This window comes from Sporobacter termitidis DSM 10068 (genome assembly GCF_900130065.1).
Taxonomy (GTDB): Bacteria; Bacillota; Clostridia; order Oscillospirales; family Oscillospiraceae; genus Sporobacter; species Sporobacter termitidis.
In genome coordinates this window covers 178,991-201,720 of record NZ_FQXV01000003.1, presented here as the reverse complement: position 1 = coordinate 201,720, position 22,730 = coordinate 178,991, and the positions used below count along the sequence as shown (strand labels likewise).

Genomic DNA, 22,730 nt, shown 5'->3' with positions numbered 1-22,730 from the left:
CCGGGGACATCCCCGCGCGGCAAAACGCGCCGGAATTATATACCCGGGACGGAAATGGGCGCCGATGCTCCGGGAAACCGGACGGCCCCGTACAGGGTGGGAAGCGCGTCCGTATAATAATAGGGATGGTGGGGTGTGCCGAGGTAGACGGCACCGCTGAAAATCCTGACGCTTTCGTGTGTTTCGCCGATGGTGAGGGAGCGCTCAAATTTGCTGTTGCTGGTGGTGGCAAAGGACAGCGTGATACACACGGTGATAACGGCGGCGGCCAGAGCGGCGGAGAAGGACGTTTTTTTGTACTTCAGCACCGACAAAATCCTCTGCTCGACGGAGTTTTTAACAAACCCGCTGGCAATGGGCCGCGGCCCCTTCTGCAGCCGCGCCATGCTCAGAAGCGACATGGCGTAGCCCGCGCGGGCGTCGTAGGGCAGACTGCTGACGACCAGCTCGTCGCAGGAGTGCTCCAGGTCCCGGTTCGCCAGCCGGTACATCAGCCAGACGACGGGATTAAACCAGTGGACGCAGAGAATGACGATCAGCAGAAACTTCCAGACGGCGTGAAATCTTTTGATATGGACGAGCTCATGGGTCAGCACATACGTCCGCTGCGCGTCGTCGGTGAGATCCATGAATTTCGGCAGGATGATTTTCGGCCGGAATATCCCGGTGGCGATGGGCGTCGTCAGCTTGTCCGACACAAGAATGCGGATGTTTCTCCGCAGCCCCTGGTCTTTCCGCCATTGATCCAGCTTTTCGTTGCCTGCGACGGGCAGCGCCTCGCTGTTTATTTTCTGGCATCTGATCAGCGCGCCCAGGTAGAACAGCCCCGACAGAACGGCGCCCGATATCCATACGACAGATATCGGGCCGCTTCCCGGCGTGACGCTTGTTCCGAGCAGCAGTATGGAAAGCAGCGTGATGATATCTCCGGCGGTGGTGCTCGTAAAAGACACGAGATTGAACACGGAGTTCATCCCGCGAAAGATCACGATATTGTAAACGCTGAAAACCGTGGAGACCGAATAGGGCAGGATAAGCCTGGCCATCGCGACAGCCCAGAGTATCAAAAACGTGGTTTTCGGGAGCCGGTACTTTGTCATCGCGCGGACGGCGGCGATCACTAGGATAAGCACCGAGGATGTAATGCTTGCCTGGAGCAGGTTCATGCTTTTGCCTCACTAAAACTTTCGATGAGCACTTTCATTCTGGTGAGCTGGTCGTCCGACAAATGCTTTTTGCTGAGAAAGGCGGTGAAGAAGAGTTCTTCAGAGCCGCTGAACATTTTATCGATCAGCTCGTTTGTCTCCTGCTCCTGGGCCTCCTCTCTCGAGACCAGGGCGCGGCAGACGAAATTGGGTTCCGTTCTCTCAATGACATCTTTTTCGATACATTTTTTGATGATGGTGTATGTAGTGTTTCTGTTCCATCCCGTTTCAGCTTTCAAAATCTGCGCGATCTGACTGGCCGGCAGAGTTCCATGCCGCCACAGGACATTCATGACATTTAGCTCAGAATCAAAAAGCTTGATACTCATAAATTCCTCCGTCATTAATGAATGCCTATTCTTTAAGACCCAACATGACATGATATTCGCAAGCTAAGAACGTATCCCTCGCTGTTGAGGCCGAATGCCTCCGAAACCGAATGAACCGGACGCCTCCTTATATTTGAGTTGAATCGTACCCAAATCAGACTATCAGGTTAGTCGCTGATTGTCAAGAGTGACAATGTAACCAAGTTTTGTACCGCCGGTTTTATGAATTATCACAATCTTCGTATTGCCCGGATGAAATGCCATATTCATTTGACTTGGACTGTTTTCGTATTATATTATCAAGATAAATGCTGGAAAATCCAATGATCAGAAAGGGTGATCCGATGTACGCGCAGCTCTATCCGAACCTGTTCAGGCCGCTGAAGGTCAAGGACCTGACCTTTAAAAACAGGATCATGTCGCCGCCGAACATGCTCTTCCATACCGTGGCCGGCCGGCCGACGCCATATTACATCAGCTATCTGGAGCACAAGGCCCGCGGCGGCGCCGGGATTGTGACGCTGGGCGAGGTGGCCGTCTGTGACGGCGGCAACCACACCCCCTGGACACAGTGGAACAGCGACAACAGGCCGCTGTACGCCGAGATGGCCGAGGCCATCCACGAGCACGGCGCGCTGGCTTCCGTCGAGCTGACCCACGGCGGGCAGAACGCGCGGCCGCAGTTCAATACCGCCCCCATCAAGGGCCCCGTGGAGACCGTGAATCCCATGGGCGTCCATGTGCTGGCCATGGACCTTGCGGATATGGAGCACGTTGCCGACGCCTATGCCGACGCCGCGGACTACTGGTACCGCGCGGGCTTTGACACGGTGCTGATCCACGCGGCCCACGGCTGGATTTTCAACCAGTTCCTGTCGCCCATCATCAATAAGCGCACCGACGCGTACGGCGGCAGCCTGGAGAACAGGATGCGCTTTCCGCTGATGGTCCTGAAGCGCGTCCGGGACCGCATCGGCCCGAAGCGGGTGCTGATGCTCCGCCTTTCCGGCTCGGAAAGAGAGGAGGGCGGCTACACGGTGGACGACATCATTGTTTTCCTGGAGAAGGCCCAGGACTATGTGGACGTGGCCGAGATCAGCTCAGACGGCCTGACGAACATGATGGCCTCCACCTACAGGCCGCTGGGCCTGAACGTGGCTTTTGCCGAGGCGATCAAAAAATCCGGAAAGGTAGATATCCCCATTTTTTCCATAGGCTCCATACTTCATCCCGAGCAGGCGGAGGAAATCGTCGCTTCCGGGAAGGCCGACGGCGTGTCCATGTCCCGCGCCCTCATCGCCGACCCCTTCTGGGCAAAGAAAGCCGCGGACGGGCGCCCGGATGAGATCACGCCGTGCCTTCGGTGCCTCAACTGCACCGACAGCGATAATCTGGACCGGCACTTTGTCTGCAGCGTCAACCCGTATATCGGCCGCGAAGCGCGCATCGGCTTTGCCGACACGATGGCGCCCGCCAATTTCCGCAAGAAGGTCTTGGTCGCCGGCGGCGGCCCGGCCGGCATGCAGGCGGCGATCACCGCGGCCCGGCGCGGCCACGAGGTCATGCTCTGCGAGAAGGAGAGGGCGCTGGGCGGCCTGCTGAGATTCACGGCCACGGACAGCCTCAAGCACGACCTGCGCCGCTTTACGGAATACCTCATCCGCCGGGTGCGCGACATGAACGTCAAGATCCTCCTCAACACCGAGGTCACCGGCGCGCTCGTCGAGCGCTTCCATCCCGACGGCATCATCGTCGCCACCGGCTCAACGCCGGTCGTGCCGGCCATCAGGGGCGTCGAGCGCGCCCGCCACGCCCTGGACATCTATTTTGAGCCGGAAAGCGTCAGGGGGGATGGCGTCGTCATCATCGGCGGCGGCCTCGTCGGCGTCGAGGCGGGACTGCACCTGAGGAATACCGGGAAGAACGTCACCGTCCTGGAAATGCTGGACGACTACGCGGCCGAGGCGAAGTTCTGCTATAAGGCCGGCCTTGTCCGCACTGTGGAGGAGCTGGGGCTGAACATTGTCACCGGCGCGGCCTGCAAAGAGGTGACAAGCGCCGGCGTGCGATACGACAAAGACGGCAAGGAGTACCTCGCCCCCGGCGATACCATCCTGTACGCCGTGGGCATGAAGCCGTACGATCAGCCCTATTTTGAGCTGTACGACAAGGCCCCCGCCGTCTACGAGGCCGGCGACTGCAAGAAGGTCGGCAAGGTGGACGGCGCCATCCACTCCGGCTTTTTCGCTGCTATGGACATCGGCATGATATAAATTGAATATAGATTCAATATAAAAGAAGTCAGCAGACAATAAGGTTTGCTGACTTCTTTTTTGTTTTATCCGCCGTCGGGCGGGCGACCCGGCCCGCCGTTTTAACAGCCTGGAAGAGACTCGGACGAGTGCGCCTGAAAGCCTCCCTCGGACGAGGGAGGTGGCGCGAAGCGCCGGAAGGAGTGATACGCCGCGCCGACACAGTTCCCTCCTTCAGCCGCCTGAGGGCGGCAGCTCCCTCGTCTGAGGGAGCCTGAGAGGGAAACGCCGTCACACCAGGGCGATCTCATCGGTCCTTCGGACCTTGCCCATCGCGGGGAAGATATTCTGGCAGACGAAATCCTGGTGCTCCTTTGACGCGCAGGTCATGGCGTCTTCAATGTAAACGCCGTGATAGCTGTGGCTGAAGGCCTCGCGGGCCGTGGTGTCGACGCCGAAAATCGTTGAGATGCCGCACAGCACAACCGTATCGATGCCCCGGCGGCGGAGCTGGAGGTCCAGGTCCGTTCCGTAAAATGCGCCCATTTGCCGCTTGGTGACGATATGGGCGTTTTTAAAGGCCTGCAGCTCCGGGACGAGAACGTCCCAGCCGTCGGGGAAATTTGGCTTTCCCGGCGGCGCGTCCGTCCGCGGACGAAAGCTGTCCTTGCCGTCCTCGGAGAAGGAGACGCGCACGAAGACGACAAATGCGCCCTTCTCCGTAAACCTCCGCGTCAGCCGGACGGCGTTTTCAACGACTGTCCCGGCCGGGTAGGGCGCGTGGGGCGTCATCCCCACGCTGAAATTCTGCAGGTCGATCACGACGAGGGCCGTCTTTTTGGCGTCCAATATCTCGATGCGGGTGTTGTCCATCCTTTATTCTCCTTCGGGGTTATCTGTTTAACAGCACCGCCTGTTGCTTTTGGCGCGCTGCCGGTCTATGTTATTATATAACAGACAGTGTGGAATACAAAGGAGGAAAGCGCATGAAAAGGTGTAAAATCACGGTGCTGGGGACATTGCTTTTCGAGGATTTGAGAGATGCGTACATGGCGCCCGATTTCGGCGCCTGCCCCGCCATGAAGGAGGGGGACGTTTTCACAACAGGCGGCCTCTTCGGCAACAGCAAGCCCGAAGGATTCTGCGAATACGCCTGGCAGGCAGTGCAGGTCATGGCAAGCACGCTGGCCGGCGGCGGCAAGGTATTCGGCGAGGATTTCAATATTGCCTGCTGCAACGACGGGATACGGCCGGTGATACTGAAGCTGGAGGCGGTAGACGACTGAAAATTTCGCGATCAGATATAAAAAAGGATAGCCGGTAAAACGGCTATCCTTTTTATAATAAGCATTTCGCGGCTCCGCTCCGCCGGCGGATTCAGTACATCTGCCCATCGAGCCCATTTATAAGCTCGATACCGTAAACGACATCGTCCTTGACGGCAAAGACAACGGCGATCGTGCTCTCTTCCGGCAAGAAGGCGTAGACGCGGTCGCATTTGCCGAACCAGGCAGCGTCGTCGTAGCTCAGGCTGTCGATTTTTTTAAGCGGTATGCTGGAATTGAGGAGGACCCGTTCGGGCTGGCCGACGGCGACGCCCCAGATGCCGCAGCCTTCCTTGACGGTGCGGATCGTTGTGACGGAAAATACGCCGTCCTCGGGCGTCAGGTACGTCACCTGCAGGCCGTCGCTCTCAACGACGCCGCCCGGGCCGAAGCTTTCCGCGCGGAAGCTGCTGCGGCTGTTCTCCCTGAGCTCGAAGCCGAAGGGAAAGTCGATGGGATATTTATCAAGATAGATGGCGCGGGCGGCTCCGGGGAGATAGAGACCGTACGCATTGCCGTCGCTGCCCACGGCAAAGGTCAGCGCCTGCCGCAGGGCGGTCGCCTCGTCGGCGGAAAAACGGCCGGAGAGACAAGCGTTATAGGCGGTGCTGTCGGCCTCCCACTGGGCCAGCAGCGGCCCGTCCAGCCCCTCGGAATAGGCGCCGTCCGAGGTGAGATAAGCGCGGCCGAGATAGTAGTCGCGCATTTCCTGATCATCGCCGGCGGCGCTGTCGTTTAAGGCGGTCAGCAGCGGACTCCACCAGTCGGTGCCGTCCGGGCCGCCATACGCCGTTTCCAGCTCGGACCAGGTGCCGCGGGAGAAGCTATCCAGGCATGGCAGCAGCGCGTAGGCGCTGACCGGCTTTCCGACGATCAGGTCCGGCAGATAGTCGTGAATATTTCCGCTGGAAACGGCAAAAGCACCCGGGGGCAGCGGGGCCGCGTCGGGCGTCGGGGAAGGCGCGGAAGCCTCCGGAGTCATGGACGGCGCCGCCGAAGCGGTCACCGGCGCGGCGGCGCAGCCGGCGGCCAGGAGCAAAACGGCAGCCGTTATGACCGCGGCCGGTATTTTGAGAATTGAGGCGCGCAGAGCAATCCCTCCTTAAAAATCTTATTGTGGCGTTATGTATCTCGTCATGTGCCGTCATGGGAATTGGCTTTTCCCCGGGTGAAGATATTCGTGAAAAACAGGAGCAGGCCGAGAATGAGGGTGAATATGGAGATGAACTGGGAGGTGGACAGCGCCCCGACGCTGCCGCGGGGGTCGCTGCGCAGAAATTCGACGGCGAACCGCCCGGCGCTGTAGAGAATGATGTAGAGGCCGCCCACACGGCCCCTTTTTCGGTCCTGCCGGGCGTACAGGAGCAAAACGGCGGCGATCAGAAAATCGCCGGCGCTGGAAATGAGCTGCGTGGGGATGAGCGCCACGCCGTTGGGCGCGTAAAGCGAGTCGCGGAAGGTAACGCCGAAGGGAGCGCTTGTCTCCCGCCCGTAGCAGCAGCCGGCGAGAAAGCAGCCGATGCGTCCGAAGCCCTGAGCCACCGCCACCGACGGCACCAGCAGGTCAAAGTACGGCAGAAAGCTTATCTTTTTAGCGCGGCAGTAGATCAGCGCCGCGGCAATGCCGCCGATGATCCCGCCGTAAACCACAAAGCCGTCGCCTGTCAGAATCAGCAGCGGATGGCGGAGGATATCGGGCAGAGCCGTGACGGCGAAGAGGAGCTTTGCGCCCACAAAACCGAAAATCAGCGCCAGCAGCGCGAGGGTGATCACCACATCCGTATTCAGCCCTCTTTTCTTCGCGCGCCAGTGCGCCAGGAAAATGGCGCAAATGACACCCACGCCGATGGCGAGGCCGTAGCCGTGGATGGTGACGCCGCCGATTGTCAGAAGGTCGTTGTACATCGCTCTACCGCCTTAAAATTACTGCCGCCATTATACCGTTGTCCGGGAGCGATTGCAACTGGGCGGGGACAAGCGGGCAGAAAAAAAGCAGGCCCGTCAAAAAGGGTCTCTGCTTCTGTGTCGGTATGTTATTTGTTCATTGTGCCGCCTAAATATCGGAAGTACTTTTCCCTGGCCTGAATCCGCCGCTTCTGGGATATGGGGATGACCGTGTCGGAGAACAGTCTGATCTTTTTGTTGTCGAAGGTTTTGATGCGGGACATGTTGACCAGATAGCTCTGATGGCACCGCACAAAGCCCGGGCCGATTTTCTCCTCGATATCGTCGAGCTTGGCGTAAATCGCCGTTTCGGCGCCGTTTTCGTGAATGATGACGATCCGCCGGTCGCTCATGATGTATTCGATGGCGTCGATCATGAAATTGTGCACCGCGCCTTTCGCCATCACGGTCAGGACCCTGGCCTTGTCGGCCTCCTCCCGGGGCGTCTGGTTCAGCGCGCGCTCCAAAACGCGGGCCACCGTCGACCGGAGCAGCTGCTCCCGCGCCCTGTCCGCGCCCTGGCCGGCGTTGGACGAATCGATTAAGGCGATATGCGGGTACCGCGCCGTGATTTCCGCGGCGAGCTGCCTTCCACCGCCGTCGTCAGGGCCAATATCCAAAAAAATGATGGTAATGCCGGAGGAATCGTCTGCCAGAAGCTCCATAAGGCCGTTGCCGTCACTTAAACAAAAAAGGTGGTAACTGACACCCTTTGATGACAGCATATCGTCGAGCACATCCTTGATCCTATTTGTTCTGACACGATCTTTGTCACAGACTGCAATACTTATCATGGGAAGCCTCTACTCGATTTTTCCTTTTAATGATAAAGCAATCGGATGGCGATGTAAATGCCAGCCGATGAAATATTGAGATTAAAAATGACATGACTGTGGTTAATTATGCACTGCGGTTTAAAATCCAAACACGGCGTCCCTGCGCGGGGATGCTTTTCACGTCAAAACTTGAAACTTGATATTGCCTATGGTAACATGAAATGAACAGGTTGAATTTATATTTATAATAGTGTAAGGAGTAAATGCGAATGTCACGCGACAATACTGTGATTGATCTGAGATCGGCGCTGGAACTCTTAAAAACAATCCCCGGGCAGCTCATCGAAACAGACGAGCCCGTCAAGGCCCACGCGGAGCTGGCGGGCGTCTACCGTTACGTGGGTGCCGGCGGCACCGTTAAAAGGCCCACCCGCGAGGGCCCGGCGATGATTTTCAACAACATCGAGGGTATGCCGGGGGCGAGGGTCGCCATCGGTGTTCTGGCCAGCAGAAAGCGCGTGGGCTATCTGTTCGGGGAGAAGCCGGAGCGCCTCGGATTCTTTTTGAACGACGCGCTGAAAAGCCCGGTGGACCCCGTCGTTATCCCCAATGAAAAGGCCGCCTGCCAGGAGGTGGTGCATTACGCCACAGACCCGGATTTCGACATCCGCAAGCTGGTGCCCGCGCCCACCAATACAGAGGAGGACGCCGGACCCTATATCACCCTCGGCATGTGCTACGCGTCCGACCCCGCTTCCGGCGCGTCCGACATCACCATCCACAGGCTCTGCCTGCAGGACAAAGACCTTGTTTCCATGTATTTCGTGCCCGGCGCGCGCCATCTGGAGATTTTCCGCCAGAAGGCCGAGGCGGAGGGGCGGCCCCTGCCGATCTCCATCAGCATCGGCGTGGACCCGGCCATTGAGATCGCCTCCTGCTTTGAGGCGCCGACAACGCCGCTGGGCTTCAACGAGCTTTCCATCGCCGGCGCCATCCGCAAAAGGCCCGTCGAGCTGACCCAGTGCCTCACCATCAACGAAAAATGCATCGCCAACGCCGAGTACGTCATAGAGGGGGAACTGATCCCCAACTATCGTATGCCCGAGGACCGGTCCACCGGGACGGGCAAGGCCATGCCGGAATTCCCCGGCTACACCGGCGACGCCATCAAGGAGATCCCGGTGATCCGGGTCAAGGCCGTCACCCACCGGATAAATCCCATCATGCAGACCTGCATCGGCTCCAGCGAGGAGCACGTCAGCATGGCGGGCATCCCCACCGAGGCCAGCATCCTGCAGATGGTGGAGCGCGCCATCCCCGGCAGGGTCCTGAACGTGTACTGCCATCCGGCCGGCGGCGGCAAATATATGGCGATCATCCAGTTCAAAAAGTTTACGGCCAACGACGAGGGACGCCAGAAGCAGGCGGCGACCCTGGCCTTCGCGGCCTTCAACGAGCTCAAGCATATCTGGCTGGTGGACGAGGACGTGGACCCCTTCGACACAAACGACGTCCTGTGGGCCATGACGACGCGGTATCAGGGCGACGTGGACACGATCATGATGCCCGGCGTGCGCCTGCACCCGCTGGACCCGTCCTCCAGCCCCGAGTACAGCCCCAGCATCCGGGACAAGGGCTGCGCCTGCAAAATGATCTTCGACTGCACTGTCCCGTTTCACCTCAAGCATCGATTCGAGCGCACCAAATTCATGGAGCTGGACCCCAGGCGGTTTGCGCCCGGGCTGTTCCCGGAGGAGTAAGCTTGGACGGGAAGAAGAGACTGATCGTCGGCGTCAGCGGCGCCAGCGGCGTGGCGCTCGCCATGGACTTTCTGGCCGCGCTGAAGGAGACGCCCGGCGTCGAGACCCATCTCGTGGTCACGGCGGCGGCGGAGCGCACGCTGGAGCTGGAGGAAAAAAGCGGCCTGCAGGCGCTCGCGCGGCTGGCCGATTTCGCCTACGATATCCGGGATATCGGCGCCTCCATCGCCAGCGGGACGTTTAAGACGGCCGGGATGGCCGTGATTCCCTGCAGCATGAAAACGGTGGCCGGGATCGCCAGCGGCTATTCCGACAACCTCCTGCTCCGGGCCGCCGACGTGACGCTCAAGGAGCGGCGAAAGCTGGTGCTCGTGGTGCGGGAGTCGCCCTTCAGCACGATCCATCTGAGGAACATGCTGGAGCTGTCCCAGGCGGGGGCCGTCATCCTGCCGGCGATGATCACCTGCTACAACGCGCTGTCGGCGGGGGCGGAAATGCGCCGCCACATCGTCGGCAAGGCGCTGGACCAGTTCGGCATCGACAATGACTGCGTTTATCGCTGGGATCGGAGCGGAGCGCAATGACGCGGACCTTTGAGCTCGCGGACGGGGAGATCACGCTGAAAGCCGATGCCCTGGAGATGGGCGGCGACCTGCTCGTGGCGGTGACGGGCGGGGAGCGGCCGCACATCGGCTCGGCGTCCGTCAGCGTCCCGCGGCCGAGTCTCGCAGACCCGGCTAAAATATCTTCCACCACGTCCACCATCAACCTGACGGGGCATAAGGACAATTTTGTCGGCGACAGGATATCCGCCCGCCTCAGCGCGGTGCTGAACACCAATGTGGTCGCCGTCTGCGGCATCCACATCGACAGCATCGGGCCGGAAGGCATCGAACGCGTCATGGCGCTGGCGGATCAGCTGGCGGAGCTGATCCTCGCGGACCTCAAAAAGCCCGAACAAAGTTAAATATCTCAAAAGCAAAGACGCAAAGCATCACGAATGATGCCTGCGTCTTTACTTGTAAGTTTGAATTGAGGTGCGCCATGGGCCGGAGCCAAAAAAAAGAAATCGCTTTATATCTTTGCATCGTGCTGGGCATAACGTATGCGGTCTTTTGCGTTTATGCGGTTCTGGGCAGAGATTATAGGAGCTTTGTGCCGTACAGCATGGCGCTGCCCGCGCTGGGCGCGCTGGCGGCGACCCTGGCGTTTAAAGGAAACTTCGGCTATATTGTCAGAAATCTCAGATTCAACAAGTGGATACCGCTCGGGATTTTGACGGTCATCGCCGTCTACATTCTGAGCAGTGCGCTTCAGATACTTATAAACGCGGCTATATTGAAGCGCCCGGAATCCGTCGCGCTGCCGGACGGCCTGGCGTTTCTGCGGCAGATCGCGCTCGGTATTGTGCTGGGAGGACTGAGCGCCTCGCTCGAGGAAATCGGCTGGCGCGGCTTTCTCCAAAGCAGGCTGCGCGGCACGCTCAAAAGCTACCTTTTTATCGGCGTATGCTGGTCGGTGTTCCATTTTCCGCAGATAGCCGCCGGACTTATCTACAAGGGGCATCCTGTTGGGGGCCTGCTCGTTCACACCTGTGTCCTCGTTTCTTTCGGCGTGCTGTTATGCCGGGTCCGCGAAAGGTCATCGTCGCTCATCAGCGCGTCGGTGATGCACGGCTTATTTAACGCCCTGATTTTTACGCAGGTCACGGGCGTTATCCTGAACGGGAATCAGATCGTCGAGGGGATATCGTGGGCGGTTTTTCTTTTTGCAGCCGCGGGAATTTTATTAAAGACAAGAAAAGTTAATGAATAGCCGGCATGACGTGCCCCCGGCCTAACGCGTATATCCCGCCGACAAGCGTCCACATCGCGGCACCGGCCAGCGCCACAAGCCAGAGTACCTGCCAATAGCCGCCGATGACGCAGGAAATGATGTTAATGACCGGATATCCCAGCATGGTCAGAAACACCGGAAAATCCGCTTTGACGGACAGCGCGCCCGTCATGCGGCCACGCCAGACGAAGGCGAGCAGGAGCACCGGTACGGCCAGGGCGACAATCAGCATGATCCACTGGCCGTTGCTGTATGGCGCCATAATGGGGTCCAGCATCATGAGGAATCGTGTGATTGGCGAAATGAGCACAAGGAGCGAAGCGATAACGGCGGCGAACGGATAGGCGCAGCCGACAGCGGGGGAATAATTCGATTTTTTGTGCCATTGGCGGCCAAGCATAAAAAATGCCGCGGCATATCCGGTGATGTACATCCAGCCCGAGAAATTGAGCACCGGTTCCCCGTAGATGACCGGCTCGCCGGGATGGGGATACCAGGTCCAGCGGCCGATGGTGCCCTCCAGTGTCTCAAAAATCATTTTTACCGAAACGGGGTCCATCGAAAAATCGGCGATGATGGCAAAAAAACCGGCCAGAATCGGTTTTGTCCACGCCGGAACGCGCATGGTATCCAGGAGCTTCAGTCCGGAATAAAGGATCATGAATTCGATGACGGGCACGGACAGCGGCACGTTGAAGACCATGATCAGGGAGCGGCCGTATCCATAGAAATGGACAAGCGTGGCGAAATTTTCGTAAACCGCCGCGTAGAAAAATACGAAACAGATAAATTCCATCAGAACGGTCACGGGCCGTTCCTCTTTTTTTATGATGTAGAAGATGAGAAGCGCCGCCCCGATATAAACGAGGATATCGCTCAGGACCCAGGCCGGTATGAGGGTAAAGTTGAGCTTGAAATTTGCCATGATATCTGCCATTTGAAATACTCCTTTCAAGTCTTATAATAAACAAACGTTTATTTTTGCCCGGCGCTCGTTTGCTTTTCGTCATGCTGGCGGAATATAAATAAACGGGAGTTTATTATTCGGATATAATAAAAACGCGGTGCTGCGGAATGCGGAAATCAGTGCCGTTCCGCGAAGAAGAAAACGATGAGCTTTCGTATCTGATCTTCGATGGCCGTATAGTCGTCCCGGCTTTGCGCCAGGATGGAGAAAAGGCCTTCGACAAACGCCGCGGCCAGGACATCCGCCGTAAGGTCGCCGGGCGTTTTCCCGCCGGGGGAGGCGTCGCGGATACGCCTGGCGATAAGCTCGGTAAAGCTTTGACGGAGATTTTCAAACCGGGAGCCCTCGCTTTTGAATATGAGGATGTATATTTCGGTGACATGGGCCCGGCAGAGCAGCATCGTCTTTTCCATGATCGCGTCGATATCCTGAAAATGGCCGCGCGCAATATCCGTATACCGTTCTTCATAGAGCATATCCAGTACTTGCTGGCTGACAGGGGCGATAATCTCGTCAAACAGACTGGTCTTGTCTTTAAAATACCGGTAGATGTTGCCGGCCGTTATGCCGGAATTTGCGGCAATCCTGCGCAGGGAGGCGTTTTTGAAGCCTTTGTCGTAAAATTCCGCCACGGCGGCCGCCGTAATATTGTTTTTGACCTCATCCTTAAGAAATTGCATACGTAAACACCCGTTCATTTTTATTCAAGCATAACATTTCATGGTGGATTTTACAATACCGGATAAAAAAAGAAGCCTGTTCGGCTTCTCTTTTTATCTTGATAATGTATTGAATAAATATTCAACTTACTATTTTATAATAGGCCCGGGCCGTCAGAGCGTAGACGACGGCGTAGATGGCGGCGAACGCCACGAGGGTCCCCAGGGTGCAGAGGGCGAAGAGCGGCACGTTGGTCAGGTTGAGCAGGAACAGGAGCTTTGTGATCATCTTGAAGGCGGCGAGAATGTGGATGCCGGCGGCTACCAGCGGGAGGAAGAACACGGTGAGCACCTGGCTGCGGATGGCCTTTTTCACCTCCGTCCGGCTCAGGCCGACCTTCTGCATGATTTCAAAGCGCTTCTTGTCGTCGTAGCCCTCGGAAACCTGCTTGTAGTACATGATGATGACGGTGGCCATGATAAACAGCGCCCCCAGGAAAAGCCCGAGGAAGAACAGCCCGCCATAGAGGGACAGGAAGGAGTCCCTGCTGGCCTCCGCGCTGGCAACGTAGACATACGGGCCTTTGCCGCCGCCGTCCGTCCCCAGCGCCGTTTCGAGCCGGGAGGTCAGCAGCGTCTGCACGGCATCGACCGCCTGGGTGTCAAAGCCGTAATAATAAGACAGTTCTTCCCAGTCGCCGCTGCCGGCGGTCATGGTCCCGTAGATATCTTTAACGGCCTGCTCGTCGGGCACGATGAAATAAAAAGTGTCGCTGAGACTTAGGGTATAGGAATCCTCCACATTAAGAGACTGGACGACATCCTTGACGGAAAAGGTCTCCTTTCCGAAGGAGACGTATTGCCCGCCGTATTCGGTGTTGGGGGCATAGACCAGCAGCTCACGCGGCTGGAGCGTTACGCTGGTGCCCTGCAGCTTGTTGTACTCGTCCAGCGGAATAAAAAATACGGTGGCGATCGACGCGCTGCCGCCGCCGTTCCCGGTGGAAAAAACCGTGCCGCTGTACGCCATGGAAGACGCCTTATACCTGTATTTGACGACGTTTTCGACAGGAACGCCGCTCTGCCGGACGATGTCGTCCGCCTTTTGCTCCAGCGCCAGGCTCTCGGCCTTGCCGATGTGGGAAGCGGTGATCTCGATATTCCGCGGGAACCTGCTGCGGAGCGCGTCCTCCATCCCCAGGTAGAGCGAAACGGTGGTGGACACCATGACGAGGACCATCGTGGAGAGGATGCAGATGTTGGCAAGGCCCACGGCGTTTTGCTTCATGCGGTAAATCATGCCGGATACCGAGGTGAAATGGCTCGTTTTATAGTAATACGCCTTGTTGCCGCGCAGCGCCTTGAGAAGGGCGATGCTGCCGGCGGTGAACAGGCAGTAGGTCCCCAGGATGACGAGCAGAACGGCGATAAAAAACCAGCCCAACGCCTGAATCGGGTTGTCGGTGACGATGGCGATGACGTATCCGGCGCCCAGCGCCAGAAAACCGATGAGCGCCAGCGGCCACTTCGTCTTGGGCTCCCTTTCGCCCACGTTGCCGCCGTACAAAAGCTCGATGGGCTTGGACAGGCGCACGCGGCCGAGATTGACAAGGAGCGTGACGAAGAAGATGGCGGCGAACAAAACGACCGTGACGCCGACGGCGACGGGCGATATCTCAAACCCGAAGGGGATATTGAAGCGCAGCATCCTTAAAAGCAGCATCAGCATGAGCTTGGAGAGCAGGATGCCGATGAAGAGCCCGGCGACGATCGCCCCGAGGCCGACGTAGAGCGTCTCCAGGGTCATGACGCGGGCAATGTGGTTTTTGCCCATGCCCAGAATGTTATAGAGCCCCAGCTCCTTTTTCCGCCGCTTCATCAAAAAGCTGTTTGTGTACAGCAGGATGACGGCGGAAAAAATCCCGATGACGATGGAGCCAAGGGCCATGATGGTTGTGAGCGCCTGAGCGCCGGGCATGACGCTCATCCCCTTGTTGAGGGAGAGAAACAGCATGATGTAAAACATGGCGACGGTGAAGATGCAGGAGAGGATGTACGGCAGATAGATCCTGGAGTTTTTTCGGATGTTGGTGCCGGCGAGCCTGCCGTAAAAGAAATTACCCATTTTCGCCACCCGCCGCCAGCACGGTCAGCGTATCCGAAATCCGGGCGAACATCTCCTCGACCGTCATGGCGCCCTTATAGAGCTGGTGGAAGACCTCGCCGTCTCTGAGGAACAGGACGCGCCCGGCGTGGCTGGCGGCCTTGACCGAGTGGGTTACCATGAGGATGGTCTGCCCGTCGGCGTTCAGCTCTCCGAAGAGGCCCAGAAGACTCTCCGTGGCGCGGGAGTCGAGGGCGCCGGTGGGCTCGTCCGCCAGGATCAGCTGGGGCTTTGTGATGATGGCGCGGGCGACGGCGGTGCGCTGTTTCTGGCCGCCGGAAATTTCGTAGGGGAATTTGGCCAGAAGCTCCGGGATGCCCAGGCGCTTTGCGATGGGATTGAGCCGCGCCTCCATTTCCTCGTAGCGGCAGCCGGCCAGCACCAGGGGCAGAAAGATGTTGTCCCGCACCGAAAAGGTGTCCAGCAGGTTGAAGTCCTGGAAGACGAAGCCGAGGTTGTCGCGCCGGAAGGCCGAAATCTCCTTTTCGCTGATGGACAAAAGACTCACGCCGCTCAGCAGCACGTCGCCGCTGGTGGGCCTGTCCAGAGACGCCAGGATATTCAGCAGCGTTGTCTTGCCGGACCCGGACTCGCCCATGATGGCCACGTACTCGCCCTCCTCCACAGAGAAGGAGACGTTGGACAGCGCCTGCACCTGATTCCCGCCGAAGCGGGTCGTATAGATTTTTTTAAGATTTTTGACTTCAAGCAGCATAAAAAGAACCTCCGTGAGATAATCCCGGGTATACTCAAAGTATAGCAAAGGGCCGAGACGCGCAGCCATCGCTTTGGCTTACATTTCGGCCCCCAATATTACAGTTTTGAAAGGTTTGAATAAAAGCCTGCCCGAAATGAGGCCGGACGCCTATGAGATAAGTATGGCTCGCCGTCAGGCGAGCCAGTCCGTTTCCTAGAAGAAACGGCGGAAACCGGGGAATCCAAAACCACCCAGGCCGCCTAAGCCGCCCAGACCGCCCAAGCCGGCCAGGCCGGCCAGGCCAACCAGGCCCAAAAGGCCGATATTGCCGCCGGCGCCGAATCTGCCGCAACCGCATCGGTCGAACCGGTCAAACCGGTCGAAACGATCAAACCGGCCGGGAAATCCGCCGCCGCAACATCCGAATGACATAGTTAAACACCCCCTGTTTATCATATGCCGCCGGCGCCGAGCCTGTTCACGAAAGCGCTATGGCAGCGCTATTCAATAAAGGGCCTGGCGGAATCCAGGCCGATCATGACCCTTGTGCCCCGGCCGGCCTCCGACGCGATGGAGATGGTGTGCCCGAGTTTGTCGATGATGCGCTTGCACAGAAACAGGCCGATGCCGGTGGATTTCTTTTCGGTCCGCCCGTTAAAGCCGGTAAAGCCCCTTTCAAACACCCTGGGCAGGTCCTCGGCATGGATGCCGATGCCGGTGTCCTCTATGACGAGGGCCGCGCCGTCGGCATAGACCGAGATCTTGCCCGCGGCCGTGTATTTCAGGGAATTTGACAAAATCTGCTCCACCACGAAGGAGAGCCATTTTTCGTCCGTGAGCACCGTGCGGCCGCTCTCCGTAAAATCCAGCTCGATTTTTTTCAGGATAAAGAGCCTGGCGTATTTCCTGAGCGCCTGGCGGATGATATCGTCCAGCGCGTACCGCTTCAGGACGAAATCCGTCGTGTCGCTGTCCACGCGCAGATACTGCAGCACCATGCTCACATACTGCTCGATCTTGAAAAGCTCCATCGACAGGGCGGCGTCGCGGGGGGTCTCCTCCGTCTGCAGGAGCAGGTTCATGGCCGCGATGGGCGTTTTGATCTGATGGACCCACATGGTGAAATACTCCACCAGCTCGCTCATGGTGCCGTCCGCGGCCGATTCGATCCGGTTCTTCTCGGCGAAAAGTGTTTTGATGAGCGCCTGATAATCCTTTTCCAGCGCGCCGGCGGGGCGGGGCAGATAATCGATGCTCACGGTGATTTTCTCCAGCATCTCCCGGAGCTCCCTGTGCTGGAGGACGTACCGCCGGTAACCCACGGCGAACAGCACGGCGCCCACAAAGAGGCAGAGCGCGGCCGCGTACCACACCGCCTCCGCCGGCAGGTCGTACAGCGAGAAGACAAGGGCGAAGATCATAACGAAAAAGCACAGCAGGACGATGATCTTGATATGGCGGCGGAGATATCCAGGCAGCAAGCGCGTTCACCTCACCAACGGCGTTCCGGTCAGCCCAGCATATAGCCGAGGCCTTTTTTTGTGGCGATAAAATCGCCGAGCCCATAAGACTCCAGCTTTCGGCGGAGCCGTGCCATGTTGACGGTGAGGGCGTTTTCGTCGACAAAGCTGTCGTTTTCCCAGAGCCGGGCCATGATCGCCTCGCGGCTGACCGTCCTGCCCCTGTTTTCCATCAGCAGCTGCAGGATTTTGTACTCGTTTTTCGTCAGCTCGATTTTTTCGCCCTGATACGTCAGCGTCGCGTCGCCCATGTTCAAAATCGCGCCCTGATGCTCCATCAGGCCGGTTTGCCCGGCAAAATCGTAGGTCCGGCGCAGCATGGCCTGGACCTTGGCCATGAGCACCGAGAGGTCGAAGGGCTTGGCGATAAAATCGTCCCCGCCCATGTCCATGGCCATGACGATGTTCATGTTTTCGGAGGCGGAGGAGATGAAAATGATCGGGACCTTTGACACCCGCCGGATTTCCCGGCACCAGTGATAGCCGTTATAAAACGGCAGGCCGATATCCATCAGCACCAGGTGCGGGGAAAAATCGGCAAACTGCGCCGGCACGTCCCGGAAGTCCGTGACGCACAGGGCCCGCAGCCCCCAGCTCTCCAAATGCTTTCTGATCGCCTCGGCGATGATCCGGTCGTCCTCGACGATGAGCACTTTATACATGATAAAACAACACCTATGAAGTTTCCGCGCGGCCGTTACCGGAAATCGACGCACTCCCGCAGCGCGCCGCGCATTTTGATCGCCTCGGCCCGCGCCGCCTCCGCAAAATCCAGGCCGTCGCGCCCCGTCTTTTTCCACGCACAGATGATCGCCCGAGAGGAATTGATGACGGCGCCCCGGCCGTTTTCGTCAAAGGCGCCCGCCACGTCCCCGGCGCCGCCGCCCTGGGCGCCGTAGCCCGGCACGAGGAAAAACGTGTTTTTAAGCCGCCGGCGCAGGCTTTTCAGCTCCTCCGGATACGTGGCGCCCACCACGGCCCCGGCGCAGGTATAGCCGTACTTTCCGGCGGTGTCCCTGGCCAGCGCCTCGATAAGGTCCCCGGCAGCCTCGTACAGCTTCCGCTCGCCGACCTGGAGATCCTGCAGCTCGGCGCTGGAGGGGTTCGAGGTTTTGACGAGGACAAACACCGCTTTGTTCCGTCGCCGGCAGGTCTCGAGAAACGGCGCGATCCCGTCCGTGCCCAGGTAGCCGTTTATCGTCGCGGCGTCAAAATCGAAGGGGGCCAGCTCGCTGCCGCCGATTTTCACGGTCCCCAGGTACGCCGCGCTGTAGGCCTCGGCGGTGGAGCCGATGTCGTTCCGCTTGACGTCGGCGATGACGTAGAGGCCCTTGGCTTTGGCGTAGGCCGCCGTTTTCGCCAGCGCTGCCACGCCCGCGGGGCCCAGGAGCTCATAATAGGCCGACTGGGGCTTGACGGCCGGGACAATATCGCAGAGCGCGTCGATGAGGCCGCGGTTGAACTCAAAATACGCGTCCGCCGCCGCCTCCAGCGTCTCGCCCTTCAGGGCGAGGTGCCTGTCCATAATATGCTTCGGCACATAGTCCGGCAGCGGGTCCAGGCCGGCCACGGTGGGATTTTTCAGCGCGATGATCTTTTCCTGCAGGATATCGAAAGACATGGTCATTCTCCTTTATAGACGATTTTGCCACCGACGATCGTATATTTGACCCTGCCCCGGAGCGCCATGCCCGCAAACGGCGTGTTGCGGCCCTTCGAGCGGAACCTTTCCGGGTCGACGGTCCAGCGCGCGTCCGGGTCGAAGACGACGATGTCGGCGTCGGCTCCGGCGGCCAGGGTGCCCTTGCCGGTGCCGAGGATTTTCGCGGGAGTTGACGACATCAGCGCGATGATCCGCATAAGGCTCAGCCTGCCGGTATGGTACAGCGCCGTCAGCGCGGCGGCCAGGGAGGTCTCAAGGCCCACCATGCCGCTGGGGGCCTCGGTGAGCGGGAGCGCTTTCTCATGGGATGCGTGGGGCGCGTGGTCGGTGGCGATGGCGTCGAGCGTCCCATCGGCAAGGCCCGCGATAATAGCGTCCACATCCCGCCTCGTGCGCAGCGGCGGATTGATTTTAGATATTGAACCACGATTCAATATATCGTCTTCCGTCAGGGTGAAGTATTGGGGGCACGTCTCGGCGGTGATGCGCACGCCGCCGGCTTTTGCCCTCCGGACGATGTCGACCGTGCCGGCCGTGCTGACGTGGGCGATGTGGATACGCGCGCCGGTATCGCGGGCCAGGAGCGCGTCCCGCGCCGCCATGAGCTCCTCCGCCACGGCGGGCCGCCCGGGAAGCCCGAGCTTTTCCGAGACGGCGCCCTCGTTCACGCTGTAATTTTTGACGAGATCGGCGTCCTCGCAGTGGCTGCTGATGAAAAGGCCGAGCGGCGCCGCCGCTTTCATGGCCTGACGCAGAATAGCGGCGCTCATCACCGGCTGCCCGTCGTCCGACAGGGCGCAGGCGCCGGCGGCGGCGAGCGCGGCGGCGTCGGTGAGGGCCGCGCCCTTCTGCCCGACGGTGACGGCGCCGTAGGTCAGGATGTTCACAGCCACGGCTTTCGCCCGCCGGACAATGTCGGAAACGACCTCCGGGCTGTCGAGGACCGGGGAGGTGTTCGGCATACAGGCCACCGTGGTCACGCCGCCGGCGGCGGCCGCTTCGGCGCCGGTGAAAAGGTCCTCCTTATACAAAAAGCCCGGGTCCCGGAAATGCACATGCATATCCACGAGCCCCGGAGAAACGATAAAACCGCCGGCGTCCAGCACCGCCACGCCCCGCAGGTCCGCTGGCGCCGCGTCGGGCGGGGCGATTTTGCCGTCTTTGACAAACAGCGTGCCGGCGGCGTCGGTTTTCGTCCCGGGGTCGACGATGCGCGCGTTTTTGATCAGCAGCATTTGGCATTTACCTCGTTTACAGCAATTGTTTAACCGGCCATTGGTTGCATTATATAGGAATAAAAAATTTTTAGCAAGCACATACTAGAGGCGACATGAACCGGGAGTTTTGAACAATATCCCGTTAATTTTCCGCCGGAGCGCCGTATCGGTTTCCCGCGCGGATTCAGTTCACCTGCCGATATTCTGTGCCGGCAGGGCGTTTATAAAAAAAATCAGCCGGGGCGCAGCGGCGGAATGAGGCTCACCATTATGACAAAAACAGGGTTTGTAAAGGGAATGGCTATTGGAGTGATGACAGGCGCGGCAATCGGCGTGGCAATGATGCCGAGGTCCAAGGGCAAAAATTCAAAGAGCGCGGCCGGCAAGGCGCTCAAGGCCGCCGGCGAGGTGATCGACAACATCACCGGCATGTGGAGCTGAGTCAGGGGCTTTCTCAAATAGCCCCATTATCCAAATAATCTGTCAGTCTGAGCGAAACGAAGAATCTTCAGGCAAATCCACGGTCAATGCGCCGAGCCGGGTTTACCTGAGGATTCTTCGCCGTTTCGCGCCTCGGAAGGACATATTTTCTTTTAAAAGCCCGGCTCGAGCGACAGGTATCCGTAACGGTCCTCTTCCCAGGCGTGCCCGGCCAGCCTGCCGTCCGCCGTGAAGATGTCATACCGCCCCGCGCCGGCCGGGATGGCGGCAACGCGGATGAGCCCGCCGCCGCTGTATAAATACAGGGCGCTGAAGCTGTTAAGCTGTTTCGCGCCGCTGTCCCAGGGCGCGTACATAGGCTTTTGGGGGAGCGTTTCCAGATCGGGAATGAAATAGCCCGCGGTGCTCTCCAGCGCGCCGTGCAGCGACCAGCCGCTCTCTGTTACGCCGTGGATGTGCTCGTGATAATAGTAATTTTGATCCTCCAGGTAGGTCGCCTCCAGATTGAGGATGCCGACGCGCAGCTCTTTCCGCATAAGCCCGTCCGACGTTAAGGCGTCGTCCAGCAGCTGTACAAATTGCAGGTCCTGCCGCGTCGTCTCCCGGTAATCGTGGAGCTCGCTGACGGACGCCACGCAGCAGACGACGGCAAATACGGCCGCGGCGCCGGCGGAAATGAGGTGAAACGCCTTGCGTCTGCCGAACAGCAGCGTGAACAGTATATCCGCGATCAGCGCAAGCCCGCAGAAGGACGCCACCGTCCCCCGCAGGGAAAGCCAGCTGTTGGCCAGCAGGAAAAAAATCGACACCGGCGCGAGGGTCAGCAAAAGCCCGGCAATCAGGCCGGTCACCGGGTTTTTGGCCTGGCTTTTCGAGGCTTTCATAAAGAGGAAGAGCAGAACGGCCAGCACCAGCAGAACGGCGATATATAAAAAGTTGAGGTCTGCCAGCAACAGCTGGACGCCGCGCCCAAGGCCTTTGACCAACGTATAATAGCCCCCGCCCAGAAAAGCGTGCTTTACCTGCCTTAATACATCGGGAAAGACCGTGTGCCAATAATAGCCGCTGGTCGGCCTGATGAGGTCGCCTCTGCCGGAAAAAATGGTGTTATGGGAGAAATACGCCACGAATACAAAATAAATCCCGGCGTTCACGATCGCCGCAAGCCCGCAGAGCGCGCGGCGCCGGTTCGGTTTCAAATTCAATGCCGCCAGCAGCAGGACCGCGACGACCGAGAGTATCAGCACCTGCTCGTAAAAGCCGCAGGAGAGAAGCTGGCAGACGATGAAGAGAACGAGCCGGAGGACTTTTCCGCTTTCGCACCATTTCTCGAATTCGTACAGCGTCAGGGCGGTAAAAAAGAGGCCGGCGACGATCCTCGTGGCCGCCGACATCCAGTACGTCCCCTCGAAGCCGAGAGGGAGCAGCGCGTAAACGGCGCAGAAGAGATAGGACGTGCCGAAGTGCCGGGCAAATACCCACCTGAACAGGCAGGCCGACGCGGCAAACAGGGCCGAGACCGGCGCCGCGCCCAAAATCATGACCGGGAAAAAACGCGACCAGACGAGCAGGTCCGCAAGCCAGGCCAGCGGCCTGTTTCCCCAGAGCCCCAGAGAGGTCATCAGCTTCAGAGGGTTTTGCGTCCCGACGGTATAGTTATGGTACTGTATATAGTCGTCCAGCTGATAATTATAGTGAAAGCCATAGTAGCAAAACCGGATGAGGACAAATGAAAAAATGAGCAGAAAAATCAGCTTGTCCCGGCCGGGCTTCTGAAAATACAGGGCTGTGGCGTTGTTGTTTTCCATGGAGAACCTTTCAAATCAAAATAGCCGCTTGGGATTTATAAGTAGATAATGCATATGGTATTATAGATAAAAAATGTAAAAATTACAACAATCTTGAAAACGATCGTGCCACGCCGACGCGGAACCGAAAAATAAAAGCTGCGTTTTGACGTAAAACGCAGCTTTTT

Annotated in this window: 23 protein-coding genes; 7 read left to right on the top strand and 16 right to left on the bottom strand. The window is 58.7% G+C overall.

Going from position 1 to position 22,730, the window contains the following annotated elements:
* Window positions 1-35 precede the first annotated feature (35 nt).
* Together BUB60_RS06235 and BUB60_RS06230 are read right to left on the bottom strand one after the other, a co-directional pair.
* A complete protein-coding gene (locus BUB60_RS06235; protein WP_073076797.1) occupies window positions 36-1,166 on the bottom strand; it encodes a M56 family metallopeptidase in 1,131 nt (376 codons plus the stop codon).
* Window positions 1,163-1,534, bottom strand: a complete 372-nt coding sequence (locus BUB60_RS06230; RefSeq protein WP_073076796.1) for a BlaI/MecI/CopY family transcriptional regulator — start codon at window positions 1,532-1,534, stop codon at window positions 1,163-1,165. The genes BUB60_RS06235 and BUB60_RS06230 overlap by 4 nt, the downstream gene beginning before the upstream one ends.
* 323 nt (window positions 1,535-1,857) lie before the next feature.
* Here BUB60_RS06230 and BUB60_RS06225 point away from each other — a divergent pair, with 323 nt between their 5' ends.
* Window positions 1,858-3,807 carry an oxidoreductase gene (locus BUB60_RS06225; protein ID WP_073076795.1) on the top strand — a complete coding sequence of 650 codons (1,950 nt, stop codon included), beginning with the start codon at window positions 1,858-1,860 and terminating at the stop codon, window positions 3,805-3,807.
* 270 nt (window positions 3,808-4,077) lie between these two features.
* On the opposite strand, the gene BUB60_RS06220 is transcribed toward BUB60_RS06225, so the two are convergent.
* Complete coding sequence (locus tag BUB60_RS06220) at window positions 4,078-4,659, bottom strand: isochorismatase family protein (protein ID WP_073076794.1); 582 nt, start codon at window positions 4,657-4,659, stop codon at window positions 4,078-4,080.
* A gap of 113 nt (window positions 4,660-4,772) precedes the next feature.
* Here BUB60_RS06220 and BUB60_RS06215 point away from each other — a divergent pair, with 113 nt between their 5' ends.
* Window positions 4,773-5,072, top strand: a complete 300-nt coding sequence (locus BUB60_RS06215) for a TIGR04076 family protein (protein WP_073076793.1) — start codon at window positions 4,773-4,775, stop codon at window positions 5,070-5,072.
* A gap of 91 nt (window positions 5,073-5,163) precedes the next feature.
* Here the strand turns inward: BUB60_RS06215 and BUB60_RS20395 are convergent, their stop codons facing one another.
* From BUB60_RS20395 to BUB60_RS06200, 3 genes are all read right to left on the bottom strand, one after another.
* Entirely contained in the window at window positions 5,164-6,150 is a 987-nt protein-coding gene (locus BUB60_RS20395) for a hypothetical protein (RefSeq protein ID WP_200796605.1), read from the bottom strand.
* Between the two features lie 95 nt (window positions 6,151-6,245).
* Window positions 6,246-7,016: a prolipoprotein diacylglyceryl transferase gene (locus BUB60_RS06205; RefSeq protein WP_073076791.1), complete on the bottom strand. Its 771-nt coding sequence runs from the start codon at window positions 7,014-7,016 to the stop codon at window positions 6,246-6,248.
* Between the two features lie 128 nt (window positions 7,017-7,144).
* The gene (locus BUB60_RS06200; protein WP_084726296.1) at window positions 7,145-7,849 is read right to left on the bottom strand and encodes a LytR/AlgR family response regulator transcription factor; all 705 of its coding nucleotides are present in this window, start codon (window positions 7,847-7,849) and stop codon (window positions 7,145-7,147) included.
* A 251-nt stretch (window positions 7,850-8,100) separates the two neighbouring features.
* Between BUB60_RS06200 and BUB60_RS20620 the strand changes: the two genes are divergently transcribed.
* The 4 genes from BUB60_RS20620 (at window position 8,101) to BUB60_RS06180 (ending at window position 11,406) form a co-directional block, all read left to right on the top strand.
* Window positions 8,101-9,591 (top strand): UbiD family decarboxylase, encoded by a 1,491-nt coding sequence (locus BUB60_RS20620; protein WP_073076789.1) that lies wholly within the window; start codon window positions 8,101-8,103, stop codon window positions 9,589-9,591.
* A gap of 2 nt (window positions 9,592-9,593) precedes the next feature.
* A complete protein-coding gene (locus BUB60_RS20615) occupies window positions 9,594-10,175 on the top strand; it encodes a UbiX family flavin prenyltransferase (RefSeq protein WP_073076788.1) in 582 nt (193 codons plus the stop codon).
* Window positions 10,172-10,558, top strand: a complete 387-nt coding sequence (lpdD, locus tag BUB60_RS06185) for a prenylated flavin chaperone LpdD (protein ID WP_073076787.1) — start codon at window positions 10,172-10,174, stop codon at window positions 10,556-10,558. The genes BUB60_RS20615 and lpdD overlap by 4 nt, the downstream gene beginning before the upstream one ends.
* Window positions 10,559-10,635: 77 nt before the next feature.
* The gene (locus BUB60_RS06180) at window positions 10,636-11,406 is read left to right on the top strand and encodes a CPBP family intramembrane glutamic endopeptidase (RefSeq protein ID WP_073076786.1); all 771 of its coding nucleotides are present in this window, start codon (window positions 10,636-10,638) and stop codon (window positions 11,404-11,406) included.
* Here the strand turns inward: BUB60_RS06180 and BUB60_RS06175 are convergent.
* The 9 genes from BUB60_RS06175 to BUB60_RS06135 all read right to left on the bottom strand — a co-directional run bounded on the left by BUB60_RS06175 (window position 11,396) and on the right by BUB60_RS06135 (window position 20,332).
* Entirely contained in the window at window positions 11,396-12,364 is a 969-nt protein-coding gene (locus BUB60_RS06175) for a carotenoid biosynthesis protein (RefSeq protein ID WP_143162283.1), read from the bottom strand. The two genes, BUB60_RS06180 and BUB60_RS06175, sit on opposite strands and share 11 nt — an antisense overlap.
* 146 nt (window positions 12,365-12,510) lie before the next feature.
* A complete protein-coding gene (locus tag BUB60_RS06170) occupies window positions 12,511-13,074 on the bottom strand; it encodes a TetR/AcrR family transcriptional regulator (RefSeq protein ID WP_073076785.1) in 564 nt (187 codons plus the stop codon).
* A gap of 121 nt (window positions 13,075-13,195) precedes the next feature.
* Entirely contained in the window at window positions 13,196-15,178 is a 1,983-nt protein-coding gene (locus BUB60_RS06165; RefSeq protein WP_073076784.1) for an FtsX-like permease family protein, read from the bottom strand.
* The gene (locus BUB60_RS06160) at window positions 15,171-15,932 is read right to left on the bottom strand and encodes an ABC transporter ATP-binding protein (protein WP_073076783.1); all 762 of its coding nucleotides are present in this window, start codon (window positions 15,930-15,932) and stop codon (window positions 15,171-15,173) included. Before BUB60_RS06160 ends, BUB60_RS06165 begins: the two co-directional genes overlap by 8 nt.
* A 195-nt stretch (window positions 15,933-16,127) precedes the next feature.
* Window positions 16,128-16,346, bottom strand: a complete 219-nt coding sequence (locus BUB60_RS06155) for a hypothetical protein (RefSeq protein WP_073076782.1) — start codon at window positions 16,344-16,346, stop codon at window positions 16,128-16,130.
* Window positions 16,347-16,414: 68 nt separating this feature from the next.
* Window positions 16,415-17,395 carry a sensor histidine kinase gene (locus BUB60_RS06150; RefSeq protein ID WP_073076781.1) on the bottom strand — a complete coding sequence of 327 codons (981 nt, stop codon included), beginning with the start codon at window positions 17,393-17,395 and terminating at the stop codon, window positions 16,415-16,417.
* A 29-nt stretch (window positions 17,396-17,424) separates the two neighbouring features.
* A complete protein-coding gene (locus BUB60_RS06145) occupies window positions 17,425-18,096 on the bottom strand; it encodes a response regulator transcription factor (RefSeq protein ID WP_073076780.1) in 672 nt (223 codons plus the stop codon).
* A 35-nt stretch (window positions 18,097-18,131) separates the two neighbouring features.
* Window positions 18,132-19,055 carry an orotidine-5'-phosphate decarboxylase gene (gene pyrF, locus BUB60_RS06140; RefSeq protein ID WP_073076779.1) on the bottom strand — a complete coding sequence of 308 codons (924 nt, stop codon included), beginning with the start codon at window positions 19,053-19,055 and terminating at the stop codon, window positions 18,132-18,134.
* Window positions 19,056-19,057: 2 nt separating this feature from the next.
* Entirely contained in the window at window positions 19,058-20,332 is a 1,275-nt protein-coding gene (locus BUB60_RS06135; protein WP_073076778.1) for a dihydroorotase, read from the bottom strand.
* 252 nt (window positions 20,333-20,584) lie between these two features.
* Between BUB60_RS06135 and BUB60_RS20110 the strand changes: the two genes are divergently transcribed.
* On the top strand, window positions 20,585-20,755 hold the full coding sequence (locus BUB60_RS20110) for a hypothetical protein (protein ID WP_207650762.1): 171 nt from the start codon (window positions 20,585-20,587) through the stop codon (window positions 20,753-20,755).
* A gap of 152 nt (window positions 20,756-20,907) precedes the next feature.
* Here BUB60_RS20110 and BUB60_RS06130 read toward each other — a convergent pair whose 3' ends face one another.
* Entirely contained in the window at window positions 20,908-22,563 is a 1,656-nt protein-coding gene (locus BUB60_RS06130; protein WP_073076777.1) for a glucosyltransferase domain-containing protein, read from the bottom strand.
* Window positions 22,564-22,730: the final 167 nt, after the last annotated feature.